The following is a 25784-nucleotide window of genomic DNA, read 5'->3' as shown; positions in this document are numbered from 1 at the left end:
GATCACACCTAGCGTGGATGCATGGGACGCGCCACACCGACCTTGATCAGCACGCTCGCGGCCGGGGCCCTGGCCCTGACCGCCGCCACCGGGGGCACCGCCACGGCGGACCCCGGCCCGCCGCCCGTCGGCCACGACCTGCCCAAGGTGCCCGTCATGCGGGGCGGAGGCGGAGCGGTCGCCTCCGTCGACCCGATCGTCAGCCAGATCGGCATCGACGTGCTCGAGCGCGGTGGCAATGCCGCCGACGCAGCGGTCGCGATGGCCGGCGCCGTCGGGGTCGTCGAGCCCTACAGCTCCGGGCCGGGCGGTGGTGGCTTCTTCGTCCACTACGACGCCAAGACCGGCAAGGTCGAGACCATCGACGGCCGGGAGACGGCACCCGCGAGCTTCGACGAGACGGTCTTCACCGAGAGCGACGGGAGCGCGATGGACTTCGACACCGTCGTCAACTCCGGTCTCTCCGTGGGCGTCCCGGGCACGCCCGCGACCTGGGAGATGGCCGCCGAGCGCTACGGCACGATGTCGCTCAACCAGCTGCTCAAGCCGGCCGAGAACACCGCGCGCAAGGGCTTCGTCGTCGACCAGCCCTTCCACGACGCGACGGTCGACAACGCCGAGCGCTTCGCGAAGTTCCCCGACACGGCGAAGATCTACCTGCCCGGCGGCGAGCCGATCAAGGTCGGCGCCGTCCTGCGCAACCCCGACCTGGCCAAGACCTATCGCCTGCTGCGCACCCACGGCGCCGACGCGATGCAGCGCGGCGCGATCGGTGAGGCGGTCGTCGACACCGCCCGCAACCCGCGCACCGCGCCCGGCGTCACGGTGCCCAAGGGCGAGATGACCCGGGCGGACATGCGCTCCTACAAGGCCCTGGTCAAGGCGCCCACGCACAGCGAGCACCGCGGCCTCGACATCTACGGCATGGCGGCGCCCAGCTCCGGTGGCATCGCCGTCGGCGAGATCCTCAACCTGCTCGAGTCATACGAGGAGCGCACCGGCAAGCGCACCCAGGACCTCAGCGACGCGGAGTGGGCGCACTGGTTCGCCGAGGCGTCGGCGACCTCCTTCGCCGACCGCAACCGCTGGGTCGGCGACGTGCCCGACGTGCCGACCGACGAGCTGCTGTCGCAGGATTTCGCCGACGAGCGCTCGTGCCTCTTCGGTGAGGACTCGGCGATGGCCCGCCCCGTCCCCTTCGGCCAGCCGGACGGCTCCTACGGCGACTGCCAGACCTCGACCGACACCACCGCGGTCGGGTCGGAGGACCAGCACACGACCTCGCTCACGGCTGTCGACAAGGACGGCAACACCGTGACCTACACGCTGACGATCGAGCAGTACGGCGGCAGCGGCATGGTCGTGCCGGGTTACGGGTTCCTGCTCAACAACGAGCTGACGGACTTCAACTTCACGCCCGTGACGAAGGGGGTGCCCGACCCCAACCTGCCCGGTCCCGGCAAGCGGCCGCGCTCGTCGATGGCCCCGACCATCGTCCTCGAGGACGGCAAGCCGTGGATGACCGCCGGCAGCCCCGGCGGCGCGACGATCATCACGACCGTCGCCCAGCTCGTCGGCGGGGTCGTCGACCGCGACATGGCCATCGGCGACGCGCTCGCGGCGCCGCGGGTCTCCTCGCGCAACGGCGCGGCCACCGAGCTCGAGCCGGCGCTCGCCGACGGCGACGTCGGTGACTACCTGCGTTCGCTGGGCCACGCGACCAAGAAGGTCGACCGGATCGGCAATGCCACGGGGATCCGGGTCCACGGGCTCGACGACCTCGAGGCCGCGGCCGAGCCGACGCGTGCCGGTGGCGGGTCGGCGATGGTCGTCGACGAGGACCGGTGACGCCGCAGCACACAGCGCATAACCCGTCGTAGCCTCCCGGTGTGGAGGTGATCAGGGAGGTGTCGTGCGGCGCCTGGCTGCGTGAGCGGGTCGGTGACTGGGCGCGGGTCGGAGGGGTCGCGGGCGCGGGCTTCGAGGCCTACGCCCGCATCCTGCACCCGGTACCGGTGCACCGTGAGGACCTCACGGTCGCCGACCGGTGGGGCATGCACCCGGTGCTGGAGGAGGGGCGCTGGCCGTGGTCGCGCGTGGCGGCCCGACAGGGGCTGACGATGCACCCACTCGTCCAGTGGAACCGGTTGGCGGACCTCCACCAGGGGGTCGACTTCGCCGACGGCTGGCGGGTCGGGAAGTCGCGCGACGGATCACTGGACGTCGATCTGCTCGCCGGGCTGACCGGGCACCTGCGGGATGCCACGCGCTCGCCCGAGCAGCTCGTCGTCGGCATCTGGGCGGGGTGGAGCGAGCTCAGCGGCACGACCGTGGTCCACGCGCGCGCGGAGGACGGCGACGCGGACACGGACGCCGAGGTGGAGGCCGACGCACGGATGCGGCGTCACCTCGAGGAGCAGCGGACCTCGGTCGCCTCCGATGTCGCCACGGCGGCGCGCCGCGGCCCGCTCCTGGAGCTTCCCGGTCGCGAGTACGTGCTGTTGGCGACCGGCTGCGACGAGCTGGCCGACGAGACGTGGCCGCACCGGGCGGGCATCGGGTGGACGTCGGTCTTCGACGGGCCGCTCCCGCAGCTCGTCTGGCCTGCGGACCGCTCCTGGGTGGTCGCGACCGAGATCGACTGGGACAGCACGATCGTGGCCGGCTCCCGGGCACTCGTCGATGCGGTGCTCACGGACGACCGCTACGAGGCCTTCGAGGTCGACGAGGACAGCGACCTCACCTGGGAGGGAGACCTGGTCAACCCGCCGCGGGCCGGCTGGTCCGCAGGACCCTGAAGCCCTTGCTCGACCCGACCCGCTCCGTCGGCAGGCCCAGCTCGGTGCTGATCCAGCGCTGGTAGCCGTCGGCGCCGAGGTTCTTGCCGATGACGAGGTGAGCGTCGGCTCCCGGCGCGAGGCGGGGTAGCCAGGTGCGCAGCAGCTCGTGGACGGCGGGCTTGCCGATGCGGATCGGCGGGTTGGACCAGATGGCGGCGAAGGGGAGATTCGTCGGCACCTCGTCCGGACGGGCGGTCCGCACGTTGGTCAGCCCGAGGGCGGCCGCATTGCGACGGGTGAGGTCGAGCGCCCGCTCCGTGACGTCGACGGCCCAGACCGTGGCGTCGGGGGCCCGGAGCGCGAGGGTGAGGGCGATCGGGCCCCAGCCGCAGCCGATGTCGAGCAGGTCTGCGGCAGAGGGGGGTTGGGGCACCGCGTCGAGCAGGACCGCCGTCGCCTTGTCGAGACCGGTGGGGGAGAAGGTGCCACCTGCGGTCTCCACCGTGACCTCTCGGCCGGCGAGCGTGACATCCAGCGGGCGTCGCTCGGCATCGGTCGCGGCAGGGGAGTCGGTGAAGTAGTGGTCGGTCACGGGACAACCCTAGGTGCGCTGGCGGTGGTGGGTGACAGGCTGATGCTGTCGACGGGGGTGCTTCGGCCGGGGTGGTTGCGGCGGGACAGTTCTTGGCTCACCCTGCCATCTATCGAACAGGTGTTCGATGGATGGCAGGGTGAGGAGGCGCGATGACCGAGACGACAGTGCGGGGCAGTGGCGAGTGCGACGCCAGCAGTGAGGCGCGCTTGCCCGACGCACTGGCGGCGTCGCTGGCGGCGAGCGGGCTCGATCCGGGCGGGGGGAGGCCCCATGAGGTGGTCCACGGCACCCCGACCGGCGTCGAGTACCGCAGCCTGGCCCCACCACCCCTCGGTCACGGCCGTGGGTCGATCGGGCAGGTGTCTACCGGCCCGGCGCCTGCAGGTCCGATGGAGGTGTCACACCCGGACGTGCTGTGGTCGCCCCTCGAGGTGCGCCTCGGTGAGCTCTTCGCCGCCTGATCAGTCGACGTCCTCGTCCACCCAGTCGAGGGTCTTGGAGATGGCCTTGGTCCAGTTGCGGTGCAGCCGCTCGACCTCGTCCTCGTCCATCGCCGGCGACCATCGCTTCCCCTCGGACCAGTTGTCGACGATCTCGTCCGTCGATTCCCAGTAGCCGACGGCCAAACCGGCGGCGTAGGCGGCACCCAGGGCCGTGGTCTCGGCGATCTGCGGCCGCACGACGTCGACGCCGAGCATGTCCGCCTGGAACTGCATGAGCGTGTCGTTGGCGACCATCCCCCCGTCGACCTTGAGCTCGGTCAGCCGCCCGCCAGCCCGCTCGGCGTCGGCCTGCATCGCGTCGAGCACGTCACGTGTCTGGTAGGCCGTCGACTCCAGCGCCGCACGCGCGATGTGGGCCTTCGTGGCGTAGCGGGTCAGCCCGAGGATCGCGCCGCGTGCGTCTGGCCGCCAGTGCGGGGCGAAGAGCCCGGAGAAGGCCGGCACGAAGTACACCCCGCCGTTGTCCTCGACGCTGCAGGCGAGCGCTTCGACCTGGGGTGCCTCCTTGATGAAGCCGAGGTTGTCGCGCAGCCACTGGATCAGCGACCCGGTCACGGCGATCGACCCCTCCAGGGCGTAGACCGCGTCCTGCTCGCCGAGCTGGTAGCAGACCGTCGTCAGCAGGCCGTTGTCGCTGGAGACGATCTCGGTGCCGGTGTTGAGCAGCATGAAGTTGCCGGTGCCGTAGGTGTTCTTGGCGGTGCCCGGCGTCAGGCAGGCCTGACCGAAGGTCGCGGACTGCTGGTCGCCGAGGATCCCCGCGATCGGCGTGCCGTTGAGGACGCCGGGCTTGCACTCGCCGTAGACCTCTGACGAGGAGCGGATCTCCGGCAGTACCTGGACCGGCACCCCGATGGCCTCGCAGGTCGCCTCGTCCCACTGGAGCGTGCGCAGGTCCATGAGCATCGTGCGCGAGGCATTGGTGACGTCCGTGACGTGCACGCCGTCGTTCTCGCCGCCGCCGGTGAGGTTCCACAGCACCCAGGTGTCCATCGTCCCGGCGAGCAGCTCGCCAGCCTCGGCGCGCTCGCGGGCGCCCTCGACGTGGTCGAGGATCCACGCGATCTTGGGCCCGGCGAAGTAGGTCGCGAGCGGCAGCCCGCAGACCTCCTTGAAGCGGTCGAGCCCGCCGTCGGCCGCGAGCTCGTCGACGATTCCCTGGGTGCGGGTGTCCTGCCAGACGACCGCGTGGTGGATGGGCTGGCCGGTCGCCTTCTCCCACACGACGGTCGTCTCACGCTGGTTGGTGATGCCGACGGCCTCGATGTGGCCGCTGTTGAGGTTGGCCTTGCCGAGTGCCCCGCCGATGACCCGGCGGGTGTTGCCCCAGATCTCCAGCGCGTCGTGCTCGACCCAGCCGGCCCGCGGGAAGATCTGCTCGTGCTCGATCTGGTCGCTCGCGACGACCCGTCCCTCGCGGTCGAAGACCATGGCCCGGGTGCTCGTCGTCCCTTGGTCGATGGACAGCACGTACGTCGTCGCAGCACTCATGGGCGGCATCCTGTCAGGTTGGCTGCATGCATGGGCGCCGAGCCGACTACCGTTGTGCCATGCCACTTCCCACGCCGCTCGACCCCCAGCAGCGCGCCGCGGCCTGGCGCCGCATCGCCGACGAGGACCTGGACGTCCTGGTCGTCGGTGGTGGCGTCACCGGTGCCGGCGTCGCGCTCGACGCCGCGACCCGTGGTCTCAAGGTCGCCCTCGTCGAGCAGCGCGACTTCGCCTCTGGGACCTCCTCGCGCTCCAGCAAGCTCTTCCACGGCGGCGTCCGCTACCTCGAGCAGCTCAACTTCGCGCTGGTCCGCGAGGCCCTCCAGGAGCGTGAGCTCATGCTCACCCGCATCGCGCCGCACCTGGTCAAGCCGGTGAGCTTCCTCTACCCCCTCTCTCACCCGGTCTGGGAGCGGCCCTACGTCACCGCGGGCCTGACCCTCTACGACACGATGGGCGGCGGCCGCTCGGTGCCCCGCACCAAGCAGATGACGAAGGGGGGAGTGCGCCGGATCGCGCCGGGCCTGAAGCCCTCCGCGCACCACGGCGGCCTGCTCTACCACGACGCCCAGTGCGACGACGCCCGCCACACCCTCACCGTCGTGCGCACGGCAGCGGCCTACGGCGCCACCGTGCTCAACTCCGCCAAGGTCACCGGCCTGCTCCATGCGGGCGAGCGGGTCGTCGGTGCCCGGGTGCTCGACGTCGAGACCGGCGACGAGGTCGAGGTCAACGCGTCGGTGGTCATCAACTGCACCGGCGTGTGGACCGACGACATCCAGACCATGGCCGGCGGTCGCGGCCGCTTCCACGTGCGCGCGAGCAAGGGCGTGCACATCGTCGTCGCCCGCGACCGGGTCAACTCCGAGACCGGTCTGATCCTGCGGACGGAAAAATCGGTCCTCTTCTGCATCCCGTGGGGCACCCACTGGATCATCGGCACGACCGACACCGACTGGAACCTCTCCCGGGCGCACCCGGCCGCGACGGCCGCGGACATCGACTACATCCTCGAGCAGATCAACGGCGTGCTGCTCACCCCGCTGACCCGCGACGACATCCAGGGGGTCTACGCCGGTCTGCGTCCGCTGCTCGCGGGGGAGTCGGAGGAGTCCTCGCAGCTCAGTCGCGAGCACGCCGTCGCCCGCCCGCAGCCGGGCCTGATCTCCATCGCCGGCGGCAAGTACACGACCTATCGGGTCATGGCCGCCGACGCCGTCGACGCCGCCCGCGAGGACCTCTCGCCCGGCGTGCCCGAGAGCGTCACCGCGCACATCCCGCTCGTCGGGGCCGAGGGCTACCAGGCGCTGGTCAACCAGCTCGACACCCTCAGCCGCCGACACGACCTCCCGGTCTGGCGGGTGACCCACCTGCTCGACCGCTACGGCTCGATGGCCGTCGACCTCTTCGCCATGATCGACGAGGACCGCTCTCTCGCAGAGCCGCTCGCCGGCGCGGAGGAGTACCTGCGGGTCGAGGTCGTCTACGCGGCACGCCACGAGGCGACGCTCCACCTCAACGACCTGCTGACCCGTCGGATGCGCATCTCCATCGAGACGCCCGACCGCGGCGTCGAGGCGGCCGAGCCCGCCGCGCGCATCCTCGCCGCCGAGCTCGGCTGGGACGAGGAGCGCGCGACCTCGGAGGTCGAGCACTACCTGCGCCGGGTCCAGGCGGAGATCGAGAGCCAGCAGATGACCGAGGACGAGCGGGCGGACGCCGAGCGCACCGAGGCGACCGACATCCGCGTGCTGGCGAAGGGCTGACCCACCGGCCACCTGCCGGTCACCAGCAGCCCACGTCGGCGCCACCCGGCACCCACGTGCCCGCCACGTCACGCTGCCACCCTCGGGCCCATGCCCGAGATCTCGCGTCGCGTCGTCCTGTCCTCCACCGTCGCCGCTGCCGGTGCGGCGGCGCTCCAGCCGTCGGCCGTCGCCGCGCCCTTCCAGGTGCACCGCAGCCGTCCGCTGCTGACCTCCGGCGTCTCGTCAGGTGACGTCACGACCGACTCGGCGGTCCTGTGGGCCCGGGCGGACCGCCCTTCGCGCATGGTCGCCACGATCACCGGACCGGGCCGCTCCCGCCGGACCGTCCGCGGGCCGTGGGTCACGCCCGGCACCGACCACACGGGCAAGATCGACCTGCGGCACCTCGCGCCGGGCCGGCGCCACGAGATCGAGGTCGGCTTCGAGGACGACGAGGGGCGAAGGGGGCAGACCGCGGACCTGTCCTTCGCGACGGCCACGCAGGGCCGGGGCGGTCAGTCCTTCGTGTGGACCGGTGACACCGCCGGCCAGGGGTGGGGGATCAACCCCGACCTCGGCGGCTACGTCGCCTACCGGGCGATGCACGAGACCCGCCCCGACTTCTTCGTCCACGCCGGCGACACGATCTACGCCGACGGACCGATCGAGGCACAGGTCACCGAGCCCGACGGGCAGGTGTGGCGCAACCTCGTCATCCCGGAGGTCGAGCAGCGGGCGCAGAGCCTCGCGGAGTTCCGCGGGCGGCACCGCTACAACCACCTCGACGACAACCTGCGGGCGATGTACGCCGACGTGCCGGTCATCGCCCAGTGGGACGACCACGAGACGACGAACAACTGGTACCCCGGTGAGATCCTCACCGACCCGGCCTACGACCGTGAGCGTCGCGTCGACGTCCTCGCGCGCTGGGCGAAGCGGGCGTGGTGGGAGTGGCAGCCGATCAGCAACGGCCAGGACCGCCCCGACGGGCAGCGGATCCACCGCAAGGTCTCGCGCGGCCGGCACCTCGACGTCTTCTGCCTCGACATGCGCACCCACAAGGACCCCAACACGGCGGGGACCGAGCGGGAGCGCACCTCGCTCATGGGGGAGGAGCAGGTGCGCTGGCTCGCGAGCGAGCTCAAGCGGTCGCGCGTCACGTGGAAGGTGATCTCCGCCGACCTGCCGATCGGGATCGTCGTGCCCGACGGCGAGGCCCAGGAGTCGCTGTCCAACCGTGACCCGGGCGCCCCGCTGGGCAAGGAGCTCGAGATGGCCTGGCTGCTGCGCGAGATCAAGGACGTGCCCGGCGTCGTGTGGATCACCGCCGACGTGCACTACTGCGCCGCGCACCACTACAGCCCGGAGCGAGCGGCCTTCACCGACTTCTCGCCCTTCTGGGAGTTCGTCGCCGGCCCGATCAACGCCGGCACCTTCGGGCCCAACGAGATGGACGCGACCTTCGGTCCCCGGGTCGACTTCATCAAGACGGCGGACTACCCCAACCAGTCGCCGCGGGGCGGCAACCAGTTCTTCGGGCACGCCGACATCGCCGACGACGGGCGGCTGACGGTCACCCTGCGCGACGCGCAGGGCACGGTGCTCTACACCCGGGAGCTGTCGCCGGAGAGGTGATCGGCCTCCTCGAGGACGATCGGCGCGCGCCCTTCGTCCCGCACGAAGGTGAACCACGCGATCGTGAGGAGCACCAGCGCACCCGCCCCGACGTAGAAGGCGTCGCGCCCGGAGTCGGTCGTCGCGAGCAGCACGATGACGCCGACCATGAAGGCCATCGCGATGACGTTGAGGACCGGGAAGAAGGGCATCGCGAAGCCCGTGGGCCGCAGGCCCTCGCGCGCCATCCGGGTGCGCATCCGCAGGTGCGCGAGCAGGATCATCAGCCAGGTGAAGACCGTGGCGAAGGACGCGATCGCCGCGACGAAGAAGAAGAGCCGGTCCTCGATGACGAGGAAGAGCACGAGTCCGACCGCGCCGGCGCCGAACATGCACAGCACCGGGTAGATCGGGATGTGCGCTCGCGGTGACAGGTGGAGGAAGGAGCGAGGTGCGTGGCCCTGCTCGGCGAGGCCGTACATCGTGCGCGAGCAGGCGTAGAAGATCGCGTTCATCGCCGACAGGGCAGCGGTGAGGACGACGAAGTTCATCACGTGCTGGGCCGCCGGGACCTGGAGCGCGGCGAAGACCTCGACGAAGGGGGAGGACTCACCGGTGACCTCGTCCCACGGGATGATCGACATGATGACCGCGAGCGCCGCGACGTAGAAGAGCAGGATGCGGAAGGGCACGGTGTTGACCGCGCGCCCGATCGAGTGCTCCGGGTCGTCGGCCTCGCCGGCCGTCATGCCGAGCGTCTCGATGCCGCCGAAGGAGAAGACGACGACGCTGAAGCTCATGATGATGCCCCACAGGCCGAAGGGGGCGAAGCCGTCGTGGCTCCACAGGTGCGCGACGTCCGGGGTCGTGCCGCCGACCTCGCGCCCCCAGAGGATGAGCGCCAGACCACCGACGACGAGCGCGATGATCGCGGTCACCTTGATGAGGGAGAACCAGAACTCCATCTCGCCGAAGACCCGCACCGCCATGAGGTTGAGGGCACCGATGAGGGCGATGGCCGCGGCCATCCACACCCAGCCGGGGACACCGGGGAACCACAGGCCCATGTAGGTCGCGACGGCGGTCATGTCGGCGATGGCGACGACCGCGAGCTCGAGCCAGAAGACCCAGCCGACGATGAAGCCGGCGTAGGGGCCGAGGAAGGAGCCGGCGTACTGCGCGAAGGAGCCGGCGACGGGGTGGCGCACGGCCATCTCACCGAGGGCCCGCATGACGATGTAGACCATGAAGCCGGCGACCGCGTAGGCGACGAGGACGGCCGGGCCGGCGGCCTGGATCGTCTCGGACGAGCCGTAGAAGAGGCCCGTGCCGATGGCAGTGCCCAGTGCGATGAACTGGACGTGGCGGGGGTTGAGGCCGCGGTCGAGGTGCTCGTGGTCGGGCACGGCGCCCGCGGTCGAAGAGGTGGAGGGCACGGGCGAGCACCCTACCCGGTGCCCGTGCTGACCTCCTCCACCTCGCCGTCGAACCGGGCGCCGGCGAGGGCCAGGCCGGAGAGCGCGAGGTCGATGTCGGCCTGCGGCACCCGCGGCGAGGTGGTGAGCGCCAGCGCGTAGCCGCCGAGCTCGGGGACGGGGGCAGGAGCGCACTCCGGGTGGGCCGCCGGGAAGGTGTGCGGGTGCGCGGGCCAGAAGACCAGCCGCAGCATCCGCAGGCCCAGCAGACGCGAGTGCTGGACCTGCAGCGAGACGCGGCCCACCTCGGGCCAGGCCAGCGCGAAGGCGAGCTCTCGGCTCCCTTCGACCCGCAGGCCGTGGCGGTCGAGGACGACGACGGCCCCGGTCTCGCGGACCTCGAGCGGCGCGAAGGTCATGGCGTCGATCGTCGGGGCGGTGGGCTGGTCCGCGGAGCGCCCGAGGAGCCGCCCGGCGAAGGCATCGCCGACGGTGCCGCTGGCGAACTGCCACACCGACCGGGCGAAGGCCGTGGCCGAGGGCTTCACGGTCCGCACCGGCACGCGCACCTCGTCGCCGGAGGGCCGCTCGACAGGGGGCGGTGGCTCCATGGCGACCGACTGTAGCCGGGCAGAAGGGACTATCGGCTGGCCTGCAGGCGTTGCAGAGTGCGATCCTGAGGAGAACATGACCGAACCACTGCACAGCGCGCGCGACGACGCCGACGACACCAACCCCAGCCCGACGATCGACCGGGTGCTCTCGAGGCGCGCGCAGGCGCTGGCCGACCCCGGCGACGGCTTCCTCGAGCCGGCCGGCGACATCGACTACGACGGCGACCAGCTCGACCGCGAGGAGCGCTCCGCCCTTCGCCGTGTGCAGGGTCTGTCGACCGAGCTCGAGGACATCACCGAGGTCGAGTACCGCCAGCTGCGGCTGGAGCGGGTCGTCCTCGCGGCCGTCTGGAGCGACGGGACCGCCGCCGACGCCGAGAACTCGCTGCGCGAGCTCGCCGCGCTCGCGGAGACCGCCGGCTCCGAGGTGCTCGCCGGCGTCCTGCAGCGGCGCCAGACCCCCGACCCGGGCACCTATCTCGGCTCGGGCAAGGCGCAGGAGCTCAAGGACATCGTCGTCGCCGAGGGGGCGGACACCGTCGTGTGCGACACCGAGCTGGCCCCGAGCCAGCGGCGTGCGCTCGAGGACGTCGTCAAGGTCAAGGTCATCGACCGCACCGCCCTGATCCTCGACATCTTCGCCCAGCACGCGAAGTCCCGTGAGGGCAAGGCCCAGGTCGAGCTCGCCCAGCTGCAGTACCTCCTGCCCCGCCTGCGTGGCTGGGGTGAGTCGATGTCCCGGCAGGCCGGTGGCCAGGCGGCCGGCGGTCAGGGCATGGGCTCGCGCGGTCCCGGTGAGACGAAGATCGAGCTCGACCGCCGCCGGATCAACTCCCGCATCGCCAAGCTCAAGCGCGAGCTCGCGGGCATGAAGACCCACCGCGACACCCGCCGGGCCGCCCGCGCGCACCGCCAGGTGCCTGCCGTGGCCATCGCCGGCTACACCAATGCCGGCAAGTCGACCCTGCTCAACCGCCTCACCCACGCAGGTGTCCTCGTCGACAACCAGCTCTTCGCCACCCTCGACACGACGGTGCGGCGGGCCGAGACGCCCGACGGGCGTGAGTACACGCTCACCGACACCGTCGGCTTCGTCCGGGCGCTCCCGCACCAGCTCGTCGAAGCCTTCCGCTCGACGCTCGAGGAGGTCGCCGACGCCGACCTGCTCCTGCACGTCGTCGACGGCTCGCACCCCGACCCCGAGGGCCAGATCTCGGCCGTGCGCGCCGTGCTCGCCGACGTCGACGCGACCGACGTCAAGGAGGTCGTCGTCGTCAACAAGGCCGACGCGGCCGACCCCGAGGTCGTCGACCGGATCCTGCGGCACGAGAAGCACTCGATCGCCGTCTCGGCGCGCACCGGCGCCGGGGTCCAGGAGCTGCTCGAGCTCGTCGCCGAGGAGCTGCCCAAGCCCGACATCGACGTCGAGGTCCTCGTGCCGTATGCGCGCGGTGACCTCGTCAGCCGTCTGCACGACGAGGCGGAGATCGTCTCCGAGGAGCACCTCGAGCGGGGCACGCTCGTCGTCGCCCGGGTGCACGGTGACCTCGCGGCCGAGCTGACCCCCTTCGCCACGACGCCGGCACCTGCCGCCGGCTGACGGAGCCACTCACCGCACGAGCAGCAGCACCGCCAGCCCGATCATCGTCAGGCCGATGACCCCGTCGAGGACGCGCCACGTGCCGGGCCGGCCCAGCGGACCGGCGAGGGCCCGGGCGCCGAGGCCCAGGGCGGTGAACCACACGACGCTGCCGATCGACGCACCCGTCGCGAAGGCCCAGCGCTGCTCGCCGTGACCGTTGGCGATCGACCCGAGCATGAGGACGGTGTCGAGGTAGACGTGCGGGTTGAGGAAGGTGATCGCCAGCGTCGTCGCGATGACCGAGCCCCGTCCGGCGGGGGCGGCCGCGTCGAGGCCGGTGGGGGAGGCGGCCCGGCGCAGCGCCACGAGGCCGTAGCCGACGAGGTAGGCCGCGCCGAGCCAGGTGACCACGCGCACCGCACCCGGGTGATCACTCACCAGCGCGCCGACGCCGGCGGTGCCGAGGGCGATGAGCAGGGTGTCGGCGGCGATGCAGATGAGCACGACCGGGGCCAGATGCTCGCGGCGGATGCCCTGCCGCAGGACGAAGGCATTCTGCGCCCCGATGGCGACGATGAGGGTGAGGCCGGTCAGCAGGCCGGCGACGGCGGAGACGATCACGAGGAGACCGTAGGCGGAGCCGACCGCTGAAGGCCAACGACAGATCCTGCACGATCATTAGCATTGCTTCATGCAGATCGATCAGCTCCGTGCCCTCCTGGCCGTCGTCGACGAGGGGACCTTCGAGGCGGCAGCGGGTGCCCTGTCCATCACGCCGTCGGCCGTGAGCCAGCGGATCAAGGCGCTCGAGGCCGCCGCGGGCCGCGTCCTCGTCGAGCGGAGCACGCCGGTGCGGGCGACGATCGCCGGGACCGGGGTCGTGCGCACCGCCCGCCAGATGGTCCTGCTCGCCGACCAGCTGCGCTCCGACCTGGGCGAAGGGGGGTCCGCCCCCGTCGACCTGCCGGTCGCGGTCAACGCCGACTCGCTCGCGACGTGGTTCGAGCCGGTGCTCGGCGTGGCCGCGGGGTGGGACGACACCCGCCTGCACCTCGAGGTCGAGGACGAGGAGTACAGCGCCGACCACCTGCGTCGCGGCGCGGTCGTCGGGGCGGTGACCGCCGACCCGGTGCCCGTCGCCGGCTGCCGGACCGAGCCGCTCGGGTCGATGCGCTACCTGCCGGTCGCGGCGCCGGAGCTCGCGGAGCGGCACGCGCGTGGACGTGGGTACGACTGGTCGGCGATGCCGGTGCTGCGCTTCAACGCCAAGGACGACCTGCAGCACGGGGTGCTGCGCGACCTCGGTGTCGTCACCGCGCCGCCGGTCTCGCAGGTGCCCTCGTCGGAGGGCTTCGCCGCCGCGGTGCGGGCCGGGCTCGGCTGGGCGATGCTGCCCGAGGCGCAGTGCGGCGAGGACCTCGAGAGCGGGCGCCTGGTGCTCCTGCGGCAGCGGGCGCACCGCGACGTCCCGCTCTTCTGGCAGGTGTGGCGGCTGCAGACTCCTCGGGTCGAGCGTCTGGGCGAGGCGGTGCACGCTGCCGCTCACCGATTGAGGCCTCCGGCTGTCGGCGGTCGGATCTAGCGTCGGGTCATGGCTTCGAAACTCAACCCGTACCTCAACTTCGACGGCAACGCCCGCGAGGCGATGGAGTTCTACCAGTCGGTCCTCGGCGGTGAGCTGCTCGTCCACACCTTCGGCGACAGCATGCCCGATGCCGGCGAGATCGCCGACCAGGTGATGCACGCCAGCCTCGTCACCGACGCCGGCTACACGATCTTCGCCAGCGACACCCCGCCGGGCATGACCCGCACCCTCGGCACCCAGATCACCGTGAGCATCAGCGGTGACGAGACCGAGCTGCTGCGCGGCTACTGGGCCGGCCTCACCGAGGGCGCCCAGGTCGAGGTGCCCCTCGAGATGCAGATGTGGGGTGACGAGTACGGCTCCTTCACCGACCGCTACGGCATCCCGTGGATGGTCAACATCGCCGGGCCCGGGCAGCAGGGCTGATCAGCGCGCGGCGAGCACCGCAGCGCTCGTCGAGACCTCGATCTGCGGCGAGTAGAGGCTCATCACCTGCAGGGCGGCCTCGTGGTTGTCCTGGGTCGAGCCCGCGCAGGCGTCGGCCGCCACGACCACCGTGGCGCCGGCATCTGCTGCGGGCAGGGCCGTCGAGATGACGCAGCAGTCCGTCGAGACCCCGGCGAGCACGATGGTCGGGGTCTCGCCGATGATGCGCGTGAGCGGCTCGCCCCACTTGCCGAAGGTCGACAGGTCGATCGACCCACGGCTGCTCCAGCCGGCGGCCGGGGTGACGAGGTCGAAGACCGGGTCGGTGGCCGGTCGGTCGGCGAAGCCCCACCGTTCGAAGTAGGGACCCCACGAGCCCGGACGCTCCGGGCCCGGCACCCAGCGGGTGACGATGGTGCGCGCCGCACCGAAGCCGGAGCGCAGCGACTTGATCGGCCCGAGGGCGGCGTCGAACATCGGCGACCCCCACTCGGACGTCGGGTCGGCGAAGATGCGCTGCGGGTCGACGACGACGAGCCAGGCGTCGTCGAGGTCGGGGAGGGCCGGGGTGTCGGGGGTCTGCTCGCTCATCGCTCCTCCTGCCGGCGCACGACGCCGCGGCGGGCGACGTAGGTGATGACGAAGGCCAGGACGAGCGCGGCGATGACGCCGAGGTTGGCGTAGGACCAGTCGCCGGCCCAGTAGCTGCCGGCCGGGTCCTCGACGAGCTCGGTGCCCATGAAGGCCTTGAGCAGGTAGCCCTGCCAGTTGTTCCACGTCGAGTCGGGCATCGCATTGGTCACCAGGCCCCAGCCGATGACCGAGGTGAGCACCATCGTGCCGATCGAGATCCAGTCGACGGAGCCGTACCGTCCGCGGGCGTCGAAGAGCGCCTCCTCGTCGTAGTCGCGTCGGCGCAGGGCGAGGTCGGACAGGAAGATGCCCGCCCAGGCAGCCAGCGGCACGCCGAGGGTGATGAGGAAGGACTGGAAGGGTCCGAGGAAGTTCTCCGCGAAGAAGACGACGTAGATCGTGCCGAGGGTCAGCAGCAGCCCGTCGATGCCGGCGGCGGCCGGCCGAGGGATGCGCACGCCGAGGCTGAGCAGCGTCAGGCCCGAGGAGTAGATGCCGAGCACGGCGCCGGAGACGAGCGCGAGCACCGCGGCGATGCCGAAGATCACGAGGTACCAGGTCGGCAGGATCGTCGCGAGGGTGCCGACCGGGTCGGCGACGATGCCGGCACGCAGGGTCTCGTCGGAGCCGGCGAGGCCGATGCCGTAGGCGACGAGCAGGGCGGGGGCGAGGGCGCCGCCGAAGGTGTTCCACGCGACGATCGCGCCCGAGGAGGCCTCGCGGCTCTGGTAGCGCGACCAGTCGGCGGCGATGTTGATCCAGCCGAGGCCGAACCCGGTCATGACCATGATGAGGGCGCCGATGACCTGCTGGAAGGAGCCGCTCTCGAGGGCGGTCAGGGCCGACCAGTCGATGTGGCTGACCGTCAGGGCGACGTAGACGATCGTCGCGAGGCCGGTGAGCCAGGTGAGCCATGACTGCAGCCGCATGATCAGGTGGTAGCCGGCGACCGACGCGGTGACGATGAGGGCGGCGACGACGAGCATCGCGACGACCTTGGTCGGCGTGCCGCCGCCCCAGCCGAGCTCGCGCATGACGGTCGCCGTCGCGAGCGTCGCCATGATCGCCAGGAAGGTCTCCCAGCCGATCGAGACGATCCACGAGACGACGCCCGGCAGCTTCTGCCCCTGGACGCCGAAGGCCGCCCGCGAGATGACCATCGTCGGGGCCGAGCCGCGCTTGCCGGCGACGGCGACGAGGCCGCAGAGGAGGAAGGAGACGACGATGCCGATGACCGAGACGAGCAGCGCCTGCCAGAAGGAGATGCCGAAGTCGAGGACGAAGCTGCCGTAGGAGATGCCGAAGACCGACACATTGGCCGCGAACCACGGCCAGAAGAGGTCGGCGGGGCGGGCGGTGCGGTCCGCCTCGTCGATGATCTCGATGCCGGTGGTCTCGACGCCGGCGCGTCGGACCTGGTCGAGGGTGCCGCCGGAGGAGTCAGCGCTCATTGCGGCACAATCCCACGGTGGACACCTTGCGTGATCGATGGCTCGCCGATGTCGCGGGACTCGATGTGGTCACGGATCAGCGCGCCGTCACCGCACTGCGCGAGGAGCTGCTCGCCCGCTGGGGTGAGCCGCACCGCAGCTATCACGACCCCGTGCACCTGGCCGAGGTCCTCGCGGCCCTCGACGAGCTGGCCGAAGGGGGACACCTCGCCGGTCGTGACCGGCACCTGGCCGCGATGGTCGGGTGGTTCCACGACGCGGTCTACGAGACGGGCGGGGCCCCGGGGGCGAGCGAGGAGGCCTCCGCGCGTCTGGCGGAGGAGCGGCTTACGGCCCTCGGCCTGCCGCCCGCCGATGTCGCGACCATCGCCCGGCTGGTGCGGGAGTCGGCGACCCACGAGATGAGTGCGGGCGACCCGGTGTCGCAGGCCTTCCACGACGCCGACCTGTGGATCCTGTCGGCTCCGGCCGACCGCTTCGACGGCTACTGCGCCCAGGTGCGCATCGAGTACCGGCAGGTGCCGGCCGCGGACTTCGCGCGGGGCAGGAGCGCGGTGCTCACTCCCTTCGTCGAGCGGGAGCGCCTCTACCTCACCGACCACGCGCACGAGCACTGGAGCGGTCGAGCCCGCGTCAACCTGCGACGCGAGCTCGACCGGCTCCGGGGTGGCCCGTGAGGGCCGCAGGTCAGGGCGTGTAGGCGGAGTTCTCCAGCGACAGGTTGTACTGGATCTGGTCGCCGACCACTGCTGCCCAGTCGACCGTGATGGTCAGCCGGGTGACATTGCCGTTGGAGTCCATCCACGAGCACTTCTGGGTCTCGTTGGCGACGAGCACGATGCCGCCCATGCACGACAGGGTCACGTCCGGGGGGACCTGGCTGTCGGTGTGGGCCTCGACCTTCTCCGTCAGGGTGTTGACGTCGATCGACTTCGAGGTGTCGGTGTTGGGCGTGGACCCCGCAGGTGGGGTGTTGGTCACGTCGCTCGAGCTCGCCGTGGAGCTCTCGGTGGGGTCCTCCGTCGTGCTTGCCGTGGAGGTCGGCGTCGTGGTGGTGCTCTGAGCCGTGGGCTCGGAGGTCTGGCTCTGGTCCTGCGAGGACTCGGTGACCGTCACGGTCGAGTCGCCGTCGCCGTCGCCGAGGGCGCCGCAGGCGGACAGGCCGAGAGCGGCGATCGCGACGAGCGCGCAGGATCGGGCGGTGGTCAGGTGCTTCCCCATGCTGAAATGTCCCCTTTGTGTCTGGTGCGTGTTGCGTGGTGCGTGGTGTCGCTGCGTGGTGCGCCACCCAGCCTAGGAGTTCGGTCGCGACCTCGCCTGTCGACCTGCAGAGGGCGCGCGGGTCAACCTGCGTCGGGAGCTCGACCGGCTCGCTCGGCGGCCGTGACCCGCAGGCCGCTGCGGATGAGGCGGCGGATGAGCTCTGCTCCGGTCACCTGCGTCGCGCCGGCGGCGACGACCTCGTCGTAGCGCTCGACCGGCACGTCGTAGTGGTCCTCGTCGAAGAGCTTGCGGGGGATGCCCAGCCGCTGCGCGAAGGCGTGCAGCTCCTCGATCGAGGCGTCCGAGACGAGATGGCTCCACGTGCGACCCCAGCCGGGCCACGTGGGCGGGTCGACGAGGATCACGGCGTCACAGCGGGTCGAGGATGCGCTGGAGGAAGCTGCGGGTGCGCTCGGCCTGCGGGTCGAGGATCACCTGCTCGGGCGCGCCCCGCTCGACGACGACCCCGCCGTCGATGAAGAGGACCTCGTCGGCCACCTGCCGGGCGAAGCGGATCTCGTGGGTGACGACGACCATCGTCCAGTGCTGCTCGGCGAGGTCGCGCATCACCTGCAGCACCTCGCCGACGGTCTCGGGGTCGAGCGCCGAGGTCGGCTCGTCGAAGAGGACGACCGAGGGCCGCAGCGCGAGCGCCCGGGCGATGCCGACCCGCTGCTGCTGACCGCCGGAGAGCTGGAAGGGGTACTTGTCGGCGTGCTCGCGCAGCCCGACCTGGTCGAGCAGCGCCAGCGCCCGCTCGCGCGCGGCCTCCGGGTCCTCGCCCTGCACGACGACCGGGCCCTCGGTGATGTTGTCGAGGGCGGTCTTGTGGGCGAAGAGGTTGTGCCCCTGGAAGACGAAGCCGCTCTGCCGACCGAGCGCGGTCAGCTGCTCGCGCTGACCCCGGGGGAGCCGGTCGTGACGGCCGGGCGTCAGCTGGGCGAAGTCGACGCTCGCGTCGCCGACCGTGATGACGCCGGCATCGGGACGCTCGAGCCCGCCGAGGGCGCGCAGCAGGGTCGTCTTGCCCGAGCCCGACGGGCCGAGGACGACGGTCACCTCGCCGGGGCCGACCTCGAAGGAGATGTCGCGCAGGACCTCCTTGTCCCCGAAGCTCTTGCGGACGTGGGCCGCGGAGACGACCATCTCAGGCTGCGACATAACGGCTGAACCTCTCCTCGGCACGGTCCTGGAGGAAGGACAGGATCGTGCAGATGATCCAGTAGTAGAGGGCGGCGAGCGCGAACATCGGCATGTACTGGAAGGTCGGCGCCGCGGCGAAGCGGGCGGTCTGGGTCAGCTCGACGACGAGGATGATCGAGGTGAGCGAGGTGTCCTTGAGCAGCGAGACGAGGGTGTTGGACAGCGGCGGGATCGCCGTGCGGGTCGCCTGCGGCAGGATGATCCGGCGCAGCGCCGTGCGTGGCCCCATGCCGATCGTCTGCGCCGCCTCCCACTGCCCCTTGGGGATCGACTCGATGGCCGAGCGGATCACCTCGGCCGCGTAGCCGCCGACGTTGAGAGACAGGGCGATGACGGCGGCGACGAAGGGCGGCAGGTCGATGCCGACCTCGGGAAGCGCGTAGAAGATGAGGAAGAGCTGCACGAGCAGCGGCGTGCCCCGGATGATCGAGATGTAGGCGCGGGCGATGCCCCGCGGGACGGCCGAGGTCGACATCCGGCCGATGGCGGCGACGAGGGCGAGCACGAGGCCGATGGCGAAGGAGATCGCCGTGAGCGGGATGGTCACCTTGATCGTCGCCCAGGCCATGGGCCCGGCGTTGTCCTTGACGAGGTCCCAGGCGCTCGGGGCGGCCTGGTCCGCCGAGAAGTACTTGTCGTAGATCGCCTGGGTGGTCCCGTCCTCCTCCATCTCCGCGAGGGCCTTGTTGATCTCCGGCATGTAGCCGGTGCCCTTCTTCGCGGCGAAGACCGACTGGGCCTGGTCGTCGGTCTCGGCGACGATCTTGACCCCGGGGTCGGGGCTGGTCGCGATGTAGTTGCGCACGGCGAGCTTGTCGTTGACGATCGCGTCGACCCGGCCCTCCTTGAGGCTCGACATCGCCTCGTTCATGCCGTCCACGCCGACGATGTCGGCGCCGTTGTCCTTGGCCACCTCGGCCCAGCTGCTCGTGAGGTTCTCGGCGGCGCGCTTGCCCTTGAGGTCGGAGAGCTTCGTGATGTTCTCCGGGTTGTCCTCGGCGACGACGAGCACGCCGGCGGTGTCGACGTAGGGGTCGGAGAGGTCGTAGAGCTTCTCGCGCTCGGGGTTGACGTTGACCTGGTTGGCGACGACGTCGAAGCGCCCCGCTGCGAGGGCGGCGAACATCGAGTCCCACGGCGTCGCGACGAACTCCACCTCGACCCCGAGCCGCTCGCCGACGGCCTTCATCACCTCGACGTCGAAGCCGGTGAAGTCGTCACCCTGCTTGATGGAGAAGGGGGCGTACACCCCTTCGGTCCCGACGCGAAGGGGGTCGGGGACCTTGGACGCGGACGCGTCGGCGGGAGCGGACGCGGAGGCCGAGGGGGCGGACAGCAGCGCCGGGCCGAGCGCGACGGCCAGGGCGAGCAGGAGGTGGGCGAGACGCCGGGGGAGCGTGATCATCAGGTCGTCAGGATATGCCCGCGGTCACAGCCGGCGCAGCGCCGTGGCGAGCACGACCGCCTCGCCGACCCGGTCGGAGGCGTCGAGGTCGACGAGGGCCTCGACGACCCAGTCGCCGTCGCCCTCGGGGTCGGCGAGGGTCTGGCGCACCTCCCACAGACGCACGTCCGCGGCGTCGTCGCCGTCGTCACGTCCGGGCGCCGGGCCACGCACCTCCTCGACGTGCAGGTGCTGGGGCCCGCGGGCGTCCTGGTCGGTGCCGATCCGGTCGTGCTCCTCCCAGTAGTCACCGAGCGCGACGTCCCAGTCGTCGTAGCGCATGACCGGCGCGCGCCCGTCGTCGGCGAGCTCGGCCGCGGCCTGCTCGATGGCGGCCAGGGCCGACAGGTCGTCGCGGGCGGCGCGCTCGACGCGCTGCCACAGGGCGCCGCGCACCATCGCGCGGAAGGGGCCGGTGCGCGCCGACAGCGGCCGCGGCGGCGGGGCCGCCTCGCGGTCCTCGGCGAGTCGCGCGGCGGCGTCCGGGTCGGCCAGGGCCTCCCACTCGTCGAGCAGCGAGGAGTCGGTCTGGCGCACCGTCTCGCCGAGCCACTCGACGATCTCGCGCAGCTCGGGGGAGGAGTGCGCCTCCGGCACGGTGCGGGTGAGCGTGCGGTAGGCATCGGTGAGGTAGCGCAGCACGAGCCCCTCGCGCGGGGCGAGGGTGAATCGGCGCACGAAGTCGGCGAAGGACATCCCCTCCTCCCACATGAGGCGCACGACCGACTTCGGCACGAGCGCCTCCTCAGGCAGCCACGGGTGGCTCTGCCGATAGGTCTCGAAGGCCGCGGCCAGCTCCTCGGCGAGCGGGCGCGGCCAGGTGATCTCCTCGAGCAGCCGCATCCGCTCCTCGTACTCGATGCCGTCCGCCTTCATCTCGGCGATCGCCTCGCCGCGGGCGGCGTGCTGCTGCGCGACGAGGACGGCCATCGGCGCCTCGAGCACGGCCTCGATCGTCGAGACGACGTCGAGGGCGTGCGTGGGGGAGTCGGGGTCGAGCAGGTCGAGCGCCGCCAGCGCGAAGGGGGCGAGCGGCTGGTTGAGCGCGAAGTCCGGGGGCAGGTCGAGCGTCAGCGCGACGGTCCGCCCCGTCCCGTCCGGCTCCGGGAGGCGCTCCAGCACACCGGAGTCCAGGAGGCTGCGCCCCAGACGGATCGCTCGTCGGGCGAGGCGAGCCCTCCCCTTCGCGTCCTCGTGGTTGTCCCTCGTGAGCCGGGAGAGCGCGGTGACCGGGTCGCCGGGGCGGGCGACGACGTTGAGGATCGTCGAGTTGTCGACCTTCATCCGCGACCGGAGGGTCTCGGGGGCATTGGTCGTCAGCTTGGTGAAGGTGTCCTCGGTCCACACGACGAATCCCTCCGGGGGCTTCTTGCGCTGGACCTTCTTGCGCTTCTTCTCGTCGTCGCCGGCCTTGAGCAGCGCGCGGTGGTTGTCGATGACGTGCTCGGGGGCCTGGACGACGACGTAGCCCTCGGTGTCGTAGCCGGCGCGGCCGGCCCGCCCGGCGATCTGGAGGAACTCGCGCACCCGCAGCACGCGGTGGCGCGAGCCGTCGAACTTCGTCAGCGAGGTGAAGAGGACGGTGCGGATCGGCACGTTGATGCCGACGCCGAGGGTGTCGGTGCCGCAGATGACCTTGAGCAGGCCCTCCTGCGCGAGCTGCTCGACCAGGCGCCGGTAGCGCGGCAGCATGCCGGCGTGGTGCACGCCGACGCCACGACGCAGCATCCCGCCGAGGGTGCGGCCGAAGCCGGCGGAGAAGCGGAATCCGGCGAGCCGGTCGGCGATCGCCGCCTTCTCGTCCTTGTCGAGCAGCTTGAGCGTCTGCACGAGCCGGGCGTGCTCGGCGGCATTGGCCTGGGTCTGGTGCACGACGTAGACCGGCGCGCGGCGCCACTCGAGGATCTCCTCGATCGTCTCCTGCAGCGGGGTGAGGGCCCAGCGGAAGGTCAGCGGCACGGGTCGCTCGGCGTCCTTGACGACGACGACGTCGCGCCCGGTGCGCTCGGCGAGGTCCTCCTCGATGGCCTTGGTGTCGCCGAGGGTCGCCGACATGAGGAGCATCTGCGCCTGCGGCAGCTCGAGCAGCGGGACCTGCCAGGCCCAGCCGCGCTCCGGCTCGGCGTAGTAGTGGAACTCGTCCATGACGACGAGGCCGACGTCGGCCTCGCGGCCCTCGCGCAGCGCGAGGTTGGCGAGCACCTCGGCGGTGCAGACGATGACCGGGGCGTCGGCGTTGACCGACGCGTCGCCGGTGAGCATGCCGACGTTGTCGGCGCCGAAGGTCGCGCAGAGGTCGAAGAACTTCTCCGAGACGAGGGCCTTGATCGGCGCGGTGTAGAAGGCGACCTCGTCCTTGGCCATCGCGTGGGCGATGGCCCCGGTCGCGACGAGGGACTTGCCGGAACCGGTGGGCGTGGCGAGGACGACGTGGTCGTCGCCGAGGAGCGCGAGCAGCGCCTCCTCCTGGTGCGGGTAGAGCGTCAGGCCGCGATCGGCCGTCCATGCCTGGAAGCGCTCGAAGAGCTCGTCGGGGTCGGTGCCGACGGGCACGGAGAGCGGATCAGTCATCTGCCCATCGTCCCAGCGCGGTGAACGGGGTGTCACCATGGGGTCCGTGACCGCCCCTCGCACCATCACCTCAGACGACCTCAGCCTGCTCCCGCCCGTCGAGGACGACGCCGCTCTCGTCGCCGAGCTCATGGGGCTCCCGGCCGACGCCGGCCGGCCCGCCGAGATCGTGCGGGCCTGGCGCGAGCACTGGGAGGAGCACGGCTACGGCACGTGGATCATCAGCGGTCCCGCCGGCCGCGCCGTCGGCTTCGTCGGGCTGCGGGCGCACACCGACTTCATCCGCGTGACGATCCGCGTCGTCGACGGCGAAGGGGGTGACGAGCTGGCCTCCCGGGCGCTGCGGCTCGTCGTCGCGTACGCCCTCGAGTGGCTGCCGGAGCTGCCGCTGCGGCTGCGGGTCGCGCCGGAGGACGTCGGCACCCGCTTCGTCGCCGAGTCCGCGGGCATGGAGCACGCGCCCGACCTCGACCACGTCTCCGGGGAGGACGAGTGGCTCGTCCTCGAGCTGCCCTGGGTGCGCGTCACCGATCGCATCCCCGCGCGGGCGCGCGAGGCGATGCTGCGCATGTGGGTGCGGGTCAACGACGCCGGGGGAGCGGTCGGCTTCCTGCCCGGGGCGAGCGAGGACGAGGTCGCGGCCGTCCTCGACGGCTACGCCGAGCGTCTCGAGCGCGGCTCCGCCACCCTCGTGGCGCTCAACTCCCCGGGCGGCGACCTGCTCGGCTTCGGCTTCGTCGCCCGCCCGTCGGGGGCGACCGTCGCCCACACCGCCAACCTCGAGCGGATCATGACCGACCCCGACCGCCGGGGGACCAACCACGGCGCCCTGCTCATGGCCGGCCTGCACCGGGCGGCCCGTGACGCGGGCGTCGAGGTGGCCACCCTCGACTACCGGGGTGGGACCGGGCTGGGCGAGTTCTACACCCGCTACGGCTACACCGAGGTCGGGCGCGTGCCCGGCGCCGTGCGGGTCGGCCCCGACGACGACCGTGACGGCGTCATCATGGCCCGCTCGCTGTGAGCGGGCTCGAGCCCTTCGGCCCGGGCAGCGCCTGGCTGGCCGTCCGCGACCGGACGCAGGCCGATGTCGCCGAGGCCCTCGGGCTGACCGACGGACGAGCTGCCGACCCGGGTGATGCCGCCGCGGCCGGGACCCGCACCGTCATCCTCCCGCCCCTGCCCGGCGTCGGCGGGAGCTGGACCCTCGCCGTGGGCGACCGGCTCGCGCGGACCTCGCCGCGCCGCCTCGAGACGCTCGCGGCGATGCTCGGCACCGAGGTGCAGCTCCACGACGCCCTGGCCGCCGACGACGCACCCGAGGTCCTGCGCCGCGCGGCCGCGGGCAGCATCGACCCGTCGACCCTCGCGGGGCCCTACCGGGGCAACGTCCTGCTCTTCGACGACGTCGACGAGGGGCCGCCGCCGCGGGAGCAGGTCAAGACGCCCTCGCGCACCCCGTGGCTGTGGACCAGGCTGACCCGGCGCAGGGCTACGATCGCCCCTCGTGACGACATCTGACCCGACCCGGCCCCCCGCCCCCTTCGGCCTCGGCTGGACCGTCCACGGTGACGGTCGCGAGGTGCGGCCCGGTGAGGTCGTGCGGCCCGGCGAGCGCCTGTCCTGGCCCCGCACGATCGGTCTCGGCGCGCAGCACGTCGTCGCGATGTTCGGCGCGACCTTTCTCGTGCCCCTCATCACCGGGCTGCCGCCGGCGACGACCCTCTTCTTCAGCGGCATCGGCACGATGCTCTTCCTGCTCATCACCGCGGGGCGGGTGCCGAGCTACCTCGGCAGCTCCTTCGCCTTCATCGCACCGCTGGCCGCGGCGTCGAAGAGCCACGACATGCCCACCGCTCTCGGCGGCGTCGTCATGGCCGGCCTCGCGCTCGCGCTCATCGGAGTCGTCGTCCAGATGGCCGGCGACCGGTGGCTGCGGGCGCTCATGCCGCCGGTCGTCACCGGCGCCATCGTCGCGCTCATCGGGCTCAACCTCGCGCCGAGCGCCAAGGTCAACTTCATGAAGTCCCCGGTGACCGCCCTCGTGACGGTCGTCGTCATCCTGCTCGTCACCGTCGCGACGCGGACGCTCTTCTCCCGCATCGCGATCCTCGTCGGTGTCGCCGCCGGCTACGCCACCGCGCTGCTGCGTGACGAGGTCAGCTTCGCCCGGATGCACGAGGCCGACTGGCTCGGGGCACCGGACTTCCACGCGCCCCACTTCGAGCTCGCGGTCGCCGGTCTCTTCATCCCGGTCGTCCTCGTCCTCGTGGCGGAGAACGTCGGGCACATCCGCTCGGTCGCCTCGATGACGGGGGAGGACCTCGACCCGCTGACGGGCAGGGCGCTCATCGCTGACGGCCTCGCCACGACCCTGGCCGGAGCCGGCGGTGGATCGGGCACGACGACCTACGCCGAGAACATCGGCGTCATGGCCGCCACCCGCGTCTACTCGACCGCCGCCTACTGGGTCGCCGCGCTCGTCGCGCTGCTGCTGTCCTTCTCGCCGAAGTTCGGCGAGGCCATCGCCACCGTGCCCCCGGGGGTCCTCGGCGGGGCGGGCGTCGTCCTCTACGGCATGATCGGCCTGCTCGGGGCGAAGATCTGGGTCGAGGCCAAGGTCGACTTCGGCAACCCGATCAACCTCATGACCGCTGCCGTGGCGCTGATCATCGGCATCGCCGACTTCACGTGGAAGGTCGGGGACCTGCAGTTCGCGGGCATCGCCCTGGGCACCGTCGCGGCGCTGCTCGGCTTCCACGTCATGCGTGGGGTCAACCTCGTGACCCGCGCCGTGCCCGACCCCTTGATGAAGGCTTCTTCATCCGACGCTCATCCGGGACTCACACCCCCTTCGTAACCTCGA

At 71.7% G+C, this 25784-nt stretch carries 24 protein-coding genes; 12 read left to right on the top strand and 12 right to left on the bottom strand.

Annotation, left to right across the window (positions count from 1 at the left end; genetic code table 11):
* Positions 1-21 precede the first annotated feature (21 nt).
* The gene (gene ggt, locus NMQ01_RS09940) at positions 22-1848 is read left to right on the top strand and encodes a gamma-glutamyltransferase (RefSeq protein ID WP_255183779.1); all 1827 of its coding nucleotides are present in this window, start codon (positions 22-24) and stop codon (positions 1846-1848) included.
* 41 nt (positions 1849-1889) lie between these two features.
* Positions 1890-2798 (top strand): hypothetical protein, encoded by a 909-nt coding sequence (locus NMQ01_RS09935; protein ID WP_255183778.1) that lies wholly within the window; start codon positions 1890-1892, stop codon positions 2796-2798.
* Here the strand turns inward: NMQ01_RS09935 and NMQ01_RS09930 are convergent.
* Positions 2761-3372 (bottom strand): class I SAM-dependent methyltransferase, encoded by a 612-nt coding sequence (locus NMQ01_RS09930; RefSeq protein ID WP_255183777.1) that lies wholly within the window; start codon positions 3370-3372, stop codon positions 2761-2763. The two genes, NMQ01_RS09935 and NMQ01_RS09930, sit on opposite strands and share 38 nt — an antisense overlap.
* Positions 3373-3524: 152 nt before the next feature.
* Between NMQ01_RS09930 and NMQ01_RS09925 the strand changes: the two genes are divergently transcribed.
* Positions 3525-3836 (top strand): hypothetical protein, encoded by a 312-nt coding sequence (locus tag NMQ01_RS09925; RefSeq protein ID WP_255183776.1) that lies wholly within the window; start codon positions 3525-3527, stop codon positions 3834-3836.
* Here the strand turns inward: NMQ01_RS09925 and glpK are convergent, their stop codons facing one another.
* Positions 3837-5369: a glycerol kinase GlpK gene (gene glpK, locus NMQ01_RS09920; protein WP_255183775.1), complete on the bottom strand. Its 1533-nt coding sequence runs from the start codon at positions 5367-5369 to the stop codon at positions 3837-3839.
* A 59-nt stretch (positions 5370-5428) separates the two neighbouring features.
* Between glpK and NMQ01_RS09915 the strand changes: the two genes are divergently transcribed.
* Both NMQ01_RS09915 and NMQ01_RS09910 read left to right on the top strand, forming a co-directional pair.
* Positions 5429-7135, top strand: a complete 1707-nt coding sequence (locus NMQ01_RS09915) for a glycerol-3-phosphate dehydrogenase/oxidase (protein WP_255183774.1) — start codon at positions 5429-5431, stop codon at positions 7133-7135.
* A gap of 90 nt (positions 7136-7225) precedes the next feature.
* Positions 7226-8752 (top strand): alkaline phosphatase, encoded by a 1527-nt coding sequence (locus tag NMQ01_RS09910; protein WP_255183773.1) that lies wholly within the window; start codon positions 7226-7228, stop codon positions 8750-8752.
* On the opposite strand, the gene NMQ01_RS09905 is transcribed toward NMQ01_RS09910, so the two are convergent.
* Together NMQ01_RS09905 and NMQ01_RS09900 are read right to left on the bottom strand one after the other, a co-directional pair.
* A complete protein-coding gene (locus NMQ01_RS09905; protein ID WP_255183772.1) occupies positions 8722-10167 on the bottom strand; it encodes an amino acid permease in 1446 nt (481 codons plus the stop codon). The genes NMQ01_RS09910 and NMQ01_RS09905 overlap by 31 nt on opposite strands.
* 11 nt (positions 10168-10178) lie before the next feature.
* Positions 10179-10757: a hypothetical protein gene (locus NMQ01_RS09900; RefSeq protein WP_255183771.1), complete on the bottom strand. Its 579-nt coding sequence runs from the start codon at positions 10755-10757 to the stop codon at positions 10179-10181.
* Positions 10758-10833: 76 nt separating this feature from the next.
* Between NMQ01_RS09900 and hflX the strand changes: the two genes are divergently transcribed.
* Entirely contained in the window at positions 10834-12360 is a 1527-nt protein-coding gene (hflX, locus tag NMQ01_RS09895; RefSeq protein ID WP_255183770.1) for a GTPase HflX, read from the top strand.
* A 9-nt stretch (positions 12361-12369) separates the two neighbouring features.
* On the opposite strand, the gene NMQ01_RS09890 is transcribed toward hflX, so the two are convergent.
* Positions 12370-12963: a LysE/ArgO family amino acid transporter gene (locus tag NMQ01_RS09890; protein WP_255183769.1), complete on the bottom strand. Its 594-nt coding sequence runs from the start codon at positions 12961-12963 to the stop codon at positions 12370-12372.
* Between the two features lie 70 nt (positions 12964-13033).
* Between NMQ01_RS09890 and NMQ01_RS09885 the strand changes: the two genes are divergently transcribed.
* Both NMQ01_RS09885 and NMQ01_RS09880 read left to right on the top strand, forming a co-directional pair.
* Positions 13034-13924 carry a LysR family transcriptional regulator ArgP gene (locus tag NMQ01_RS09885; RefSeq protein WP_255183768.1) on the top strand — a complete coding sequence of 297 codons (891 nt, stop codon included), beginning with the start codon at positions 13034-13036 and terminating at the stop codon, positions 13922-13924.
* A gap of 9 nt (positions 13925-13933) precedes the next feature.
* A complete protein-coding gene (locus NMQ01_RS09880) occupies positions 13934-14353 on the top strand; it encodes a VOC family protein (RefSeq protein ID WP_255183767.1) in 420 nt (139 codons plus the stop codon).
* On the opposite strand, the gene NMQ01_RS09875 is transcribed toward NMQ01_RS09880, so the two are convergent.
* Positions 14354-14944 (bottom strand): cysteine hydrolase family protein, encoded by a 591-nt coding sequence (locus NMQ01_RS09875; RefSeq protein ID WP_255183766.1) that lies wholly within the window; start codon positions 14942-14944, stop codon positions 14354-14356.
* Positions 14941-16437 (bottom strand): cytosine permease, encoded by a 1497-nt coding sequence (locus NMQ01_RS09870; protein ID WP_255183765.1) that lies wholly within the window; start codon positions 16435-16437, stop codon positions 14941-14943. The genes NMQ01_RS09875 and NMQ01_RS09870 overlap by 4 nt, the downstream gene beginning before the upstream one ends.
* Positions 16438-16502: 65 nt before the next feature.
* Here NMQ01_RS09870 and NMQ01_RS09865 point away from each other — a divergent pair, with 65 nt between their 5' ends.
* A complete protein-coding gene (locus NMQ01_RS09865; RefSeq protein WP_255183764.1) occupies positions 16503-17114 on the top strand; it encodes a hypothetical protein in 612 nt (203 codons plus the stop codon).
* Positions 17115-17124: 10 nt separating this feature from the next.
* On the opposite strand, the gene NMQ01_RS09860 is transcribed toward NMQ01_RS09865, so the two are convergent.
* The 5 genes from NMQ01_RS09860 to NMQ01_RS09835 form a co-directional block, all read right to left on the bottom strand.
* Positions 17125-17658 carry a hypothetical protein gene (locus NMQ01_RS09860; protein ID WP_255183763.1) on the bottom strand — a complete coding sequence of 178 codons (534 nt, stop codon included), beginning with the start codon at positions 17656-17658 and terminating at the stop codon, positions 17125-17127.
* A gap of 122 nt (positions 17659-17780) precedes the next feature.
* Complete coding sequence (locus NMQ01_RS09855) at positions 17781-18065, bottom strand: DUF4031 domain-containing protein (protein ID WP_255183762.1); 285 nt, start codon at positions 18063-18065, stop codon at positions 17781-17783.
* A gap of 4 nt (positions 18066-18069) precedes the next feature.
* The gene (locus NMQ01_RS09850; protein ID WP_255183761.1) at positions 18070-18861 is read right to left on the bottom strand and encodes an amino acid ABC transporter ATP-binding protein; all 792 of its coding nucleotides are present in this window, start codon (positions 18859-18861) and stop codon (positions 18070-18072) included.
* Positions 18848-20308, bottom strand: coding sequence for an ABC transporter substrate-binding protein/permease (locus NMQ01_RS15965; RefSeq protein ID WP_369694809.1), 1461 nt, complete (start codon positions 20306-20308; stop codon positions 18848-18850). Before NMQ01_RS15965 ends, NMQ01_RS09850 begins: the two co-directional genes overlap by 14 nt.
* A 24-nt stretch (positions 20309-20332) precedes the next feature.
* Positions 20333-22918: an RNA helicase gene (locus NMQ01_RS09835; protein ID WP_255183760.1), complete on the bottom strand. Its 2586-nt coding sequence runs from the start codon at positions 22916-22918 to the stop codon at positions 20333-20335.
* Between the two features lie 46 nt (positions 22919-22964).
* Between NMQ01_RS09835 and NMQ01_RS09830 the strand changes: the two genes are divergently transcribed.
* Genes NMQ01_RS09830 through NMQ01_RS09820 form a run of 3 tightly spaced genes read left to right on the top strand, consistent with a single transcriptional unit; the run spans position 22965 to position 25778 of the window.
* Positions 22965-23942, top strand: coding sequence for a GNAT family N-acetyltransferase (locus NMQ01_RS09830; protein ID WP_255183759.1), 978 nt, complete (start codon positions 22965-22967; stop codon positions 23940-23942).
* Positions 23939-24439: a hypothetical protein gene (locus tag NMQ01_RS09825; protein ID WP_255183758.1), complete on the top strand. Its 501-nt coding sequence runs from the start codon at positions 23939-23941 to the stop codon at positions 24437-24439. The genes NMQ01_RS09830 and NMQ01_RS09825 overlap by 4 nt, the downstream gene beginning before the upstream one ends.
* Positions 24426-25778, top strand: a complete 1353-nt coding sequence (locus tag NMQ01_RS09820) for a uracil-xanthine permease family protein (protein ID WP_255183757.1) — start codon at positions 24426-24428, stop codon at positions 25776-25778. The genes NMQ01_RS09825 and NMQ01_RS09820 overlap by 14 nt, the downstream gene beginning before the upstream one ends.
* Positions 25779-25784: the final 6 nt, after the last annotated feature.

The organism is Janibacter sp. CX7 (genome assembly GCF_024362365.1).
Classification (GTDB): domain Bacteria; phylum Actinomycetota; class Actinomycetes; order Actinomycetales; family Dermatophilaceae; genus Janibacter.
The sequence above is the reverse complement of the archived record's forward strand: the minus strand, read 5'-3'. Positions and strand labels throughout refer to the sequence as shown.

Excerpts from the sequence above, each read along its gene's own strand:
- ggt (WP_255183779.1), top strand. The coding sequence starts at position 22 with ATGGGACGCGCCACACCGACCTTGATCAGCACGCTCGCGGCCGGGGCC.
- NMQ01_RS09925 (WP_255183776.1), top strand. The coding sequence starts at position 3,525 with ATGACCGAGACGACAGTGCGGGGCAGTGGCGAGTGCGACGCCAGCAGT.
- glpK (WP_255183775.1), bottom strand. The coding sequence starts at position 5,369 with ATGAGTGCTGCGACGACGTACGTGCTGTCCATCGACCAAGGGACGACG.
- NMQ01_RS09915 (WP_255183774.1), top strand. The coding sequence starts at position 5,429 with ATGCCACTTCCCACGCCGCTCGACCCCCAGCAGCGCGCCGCGGCCTGG.
- NMQ01_RS09910 (WP_255183773.1), top strand. The coding sequence starts at position 7,226 with ATGCCCGAGATCTCGCGTCGCGTCGTCCTGTCCTCCACCGTCGCCGCT.
- NMQ01_RS09900 (WP_255183771.1), bottom strand. The coding sequence starts at position 10,757 with ATGGAGCCACCGCCCCCTGTCGAGCGGCCCTCCGGCGACGAGGTGCGC.
- hflX (WP_255183770.1), top strand. The coding sequence starts at position 10,834 with ATGACCGAACCACTGCACAGCGCGCGCGACGACGCCGACGACACCAAC.
- NMQ01_RS09885 (WP_255183768.1), top strand. The coding sequence starts at position 13,034 with ATGCAGATCGATCAGCTCCGTGCCCTCCTGGCCGTCGTCGACGAGGGG.
- NMQ01_RS09880 (WP_255183767.1), top strand. The coding sequence starts at position 13,934 with ATGGCTTCGAAACTCAACCCGTACCTCAACTTCGACGGCAACGCCCGC.
- NMQ01_RS09875 (WP_255183766.1), bottom strand. The coding sequence starts at position 14,944 with ATGAGCGAGCAGACCCCCGACACCCCGGCCCTCCCCGACCTCGACGAC.
- NMQ01_RS09870 (WP_255183765.1), bottom strand. The coding sequence starts at position 16,437 with ATGAGCGCTGACTCCTCCGGCGGCACCCTCGACCAGGTCCGACGCGCC.
- NMQ01_RS09860 (WP_255183763.1), bottom strand. The coding sequence starts at position 17,658 with ATGGGGAAGCACCTGACCACCGCCCGATCCTGCGCGCTCGTCGCGATC.
- NMQ01_RS09850 (WP_255183761.1), bottom strand. The coding sequence starts at position 18,861 with ATGTCGCAGCCTGAGATGGTCGTCTCCGCGGCCCACGTCCGCAAGAGC.
- NMQ01_RS15965 (WP_369694809.1), bottom strand. The coding sequence starts at position 20,308 with ATGATCACGCTCCCCCGGCGTCTCGCCCACCTCCTGCTCGCCCTGGCC.
- NMQ01_RS09835 (WP_255183760.1), bottom strand. The coding sequence starts at position 22,918 with ATGACTGATCCGCTCTCCGTGCCCGTCGGCACCGACCCCGACGAGCTC.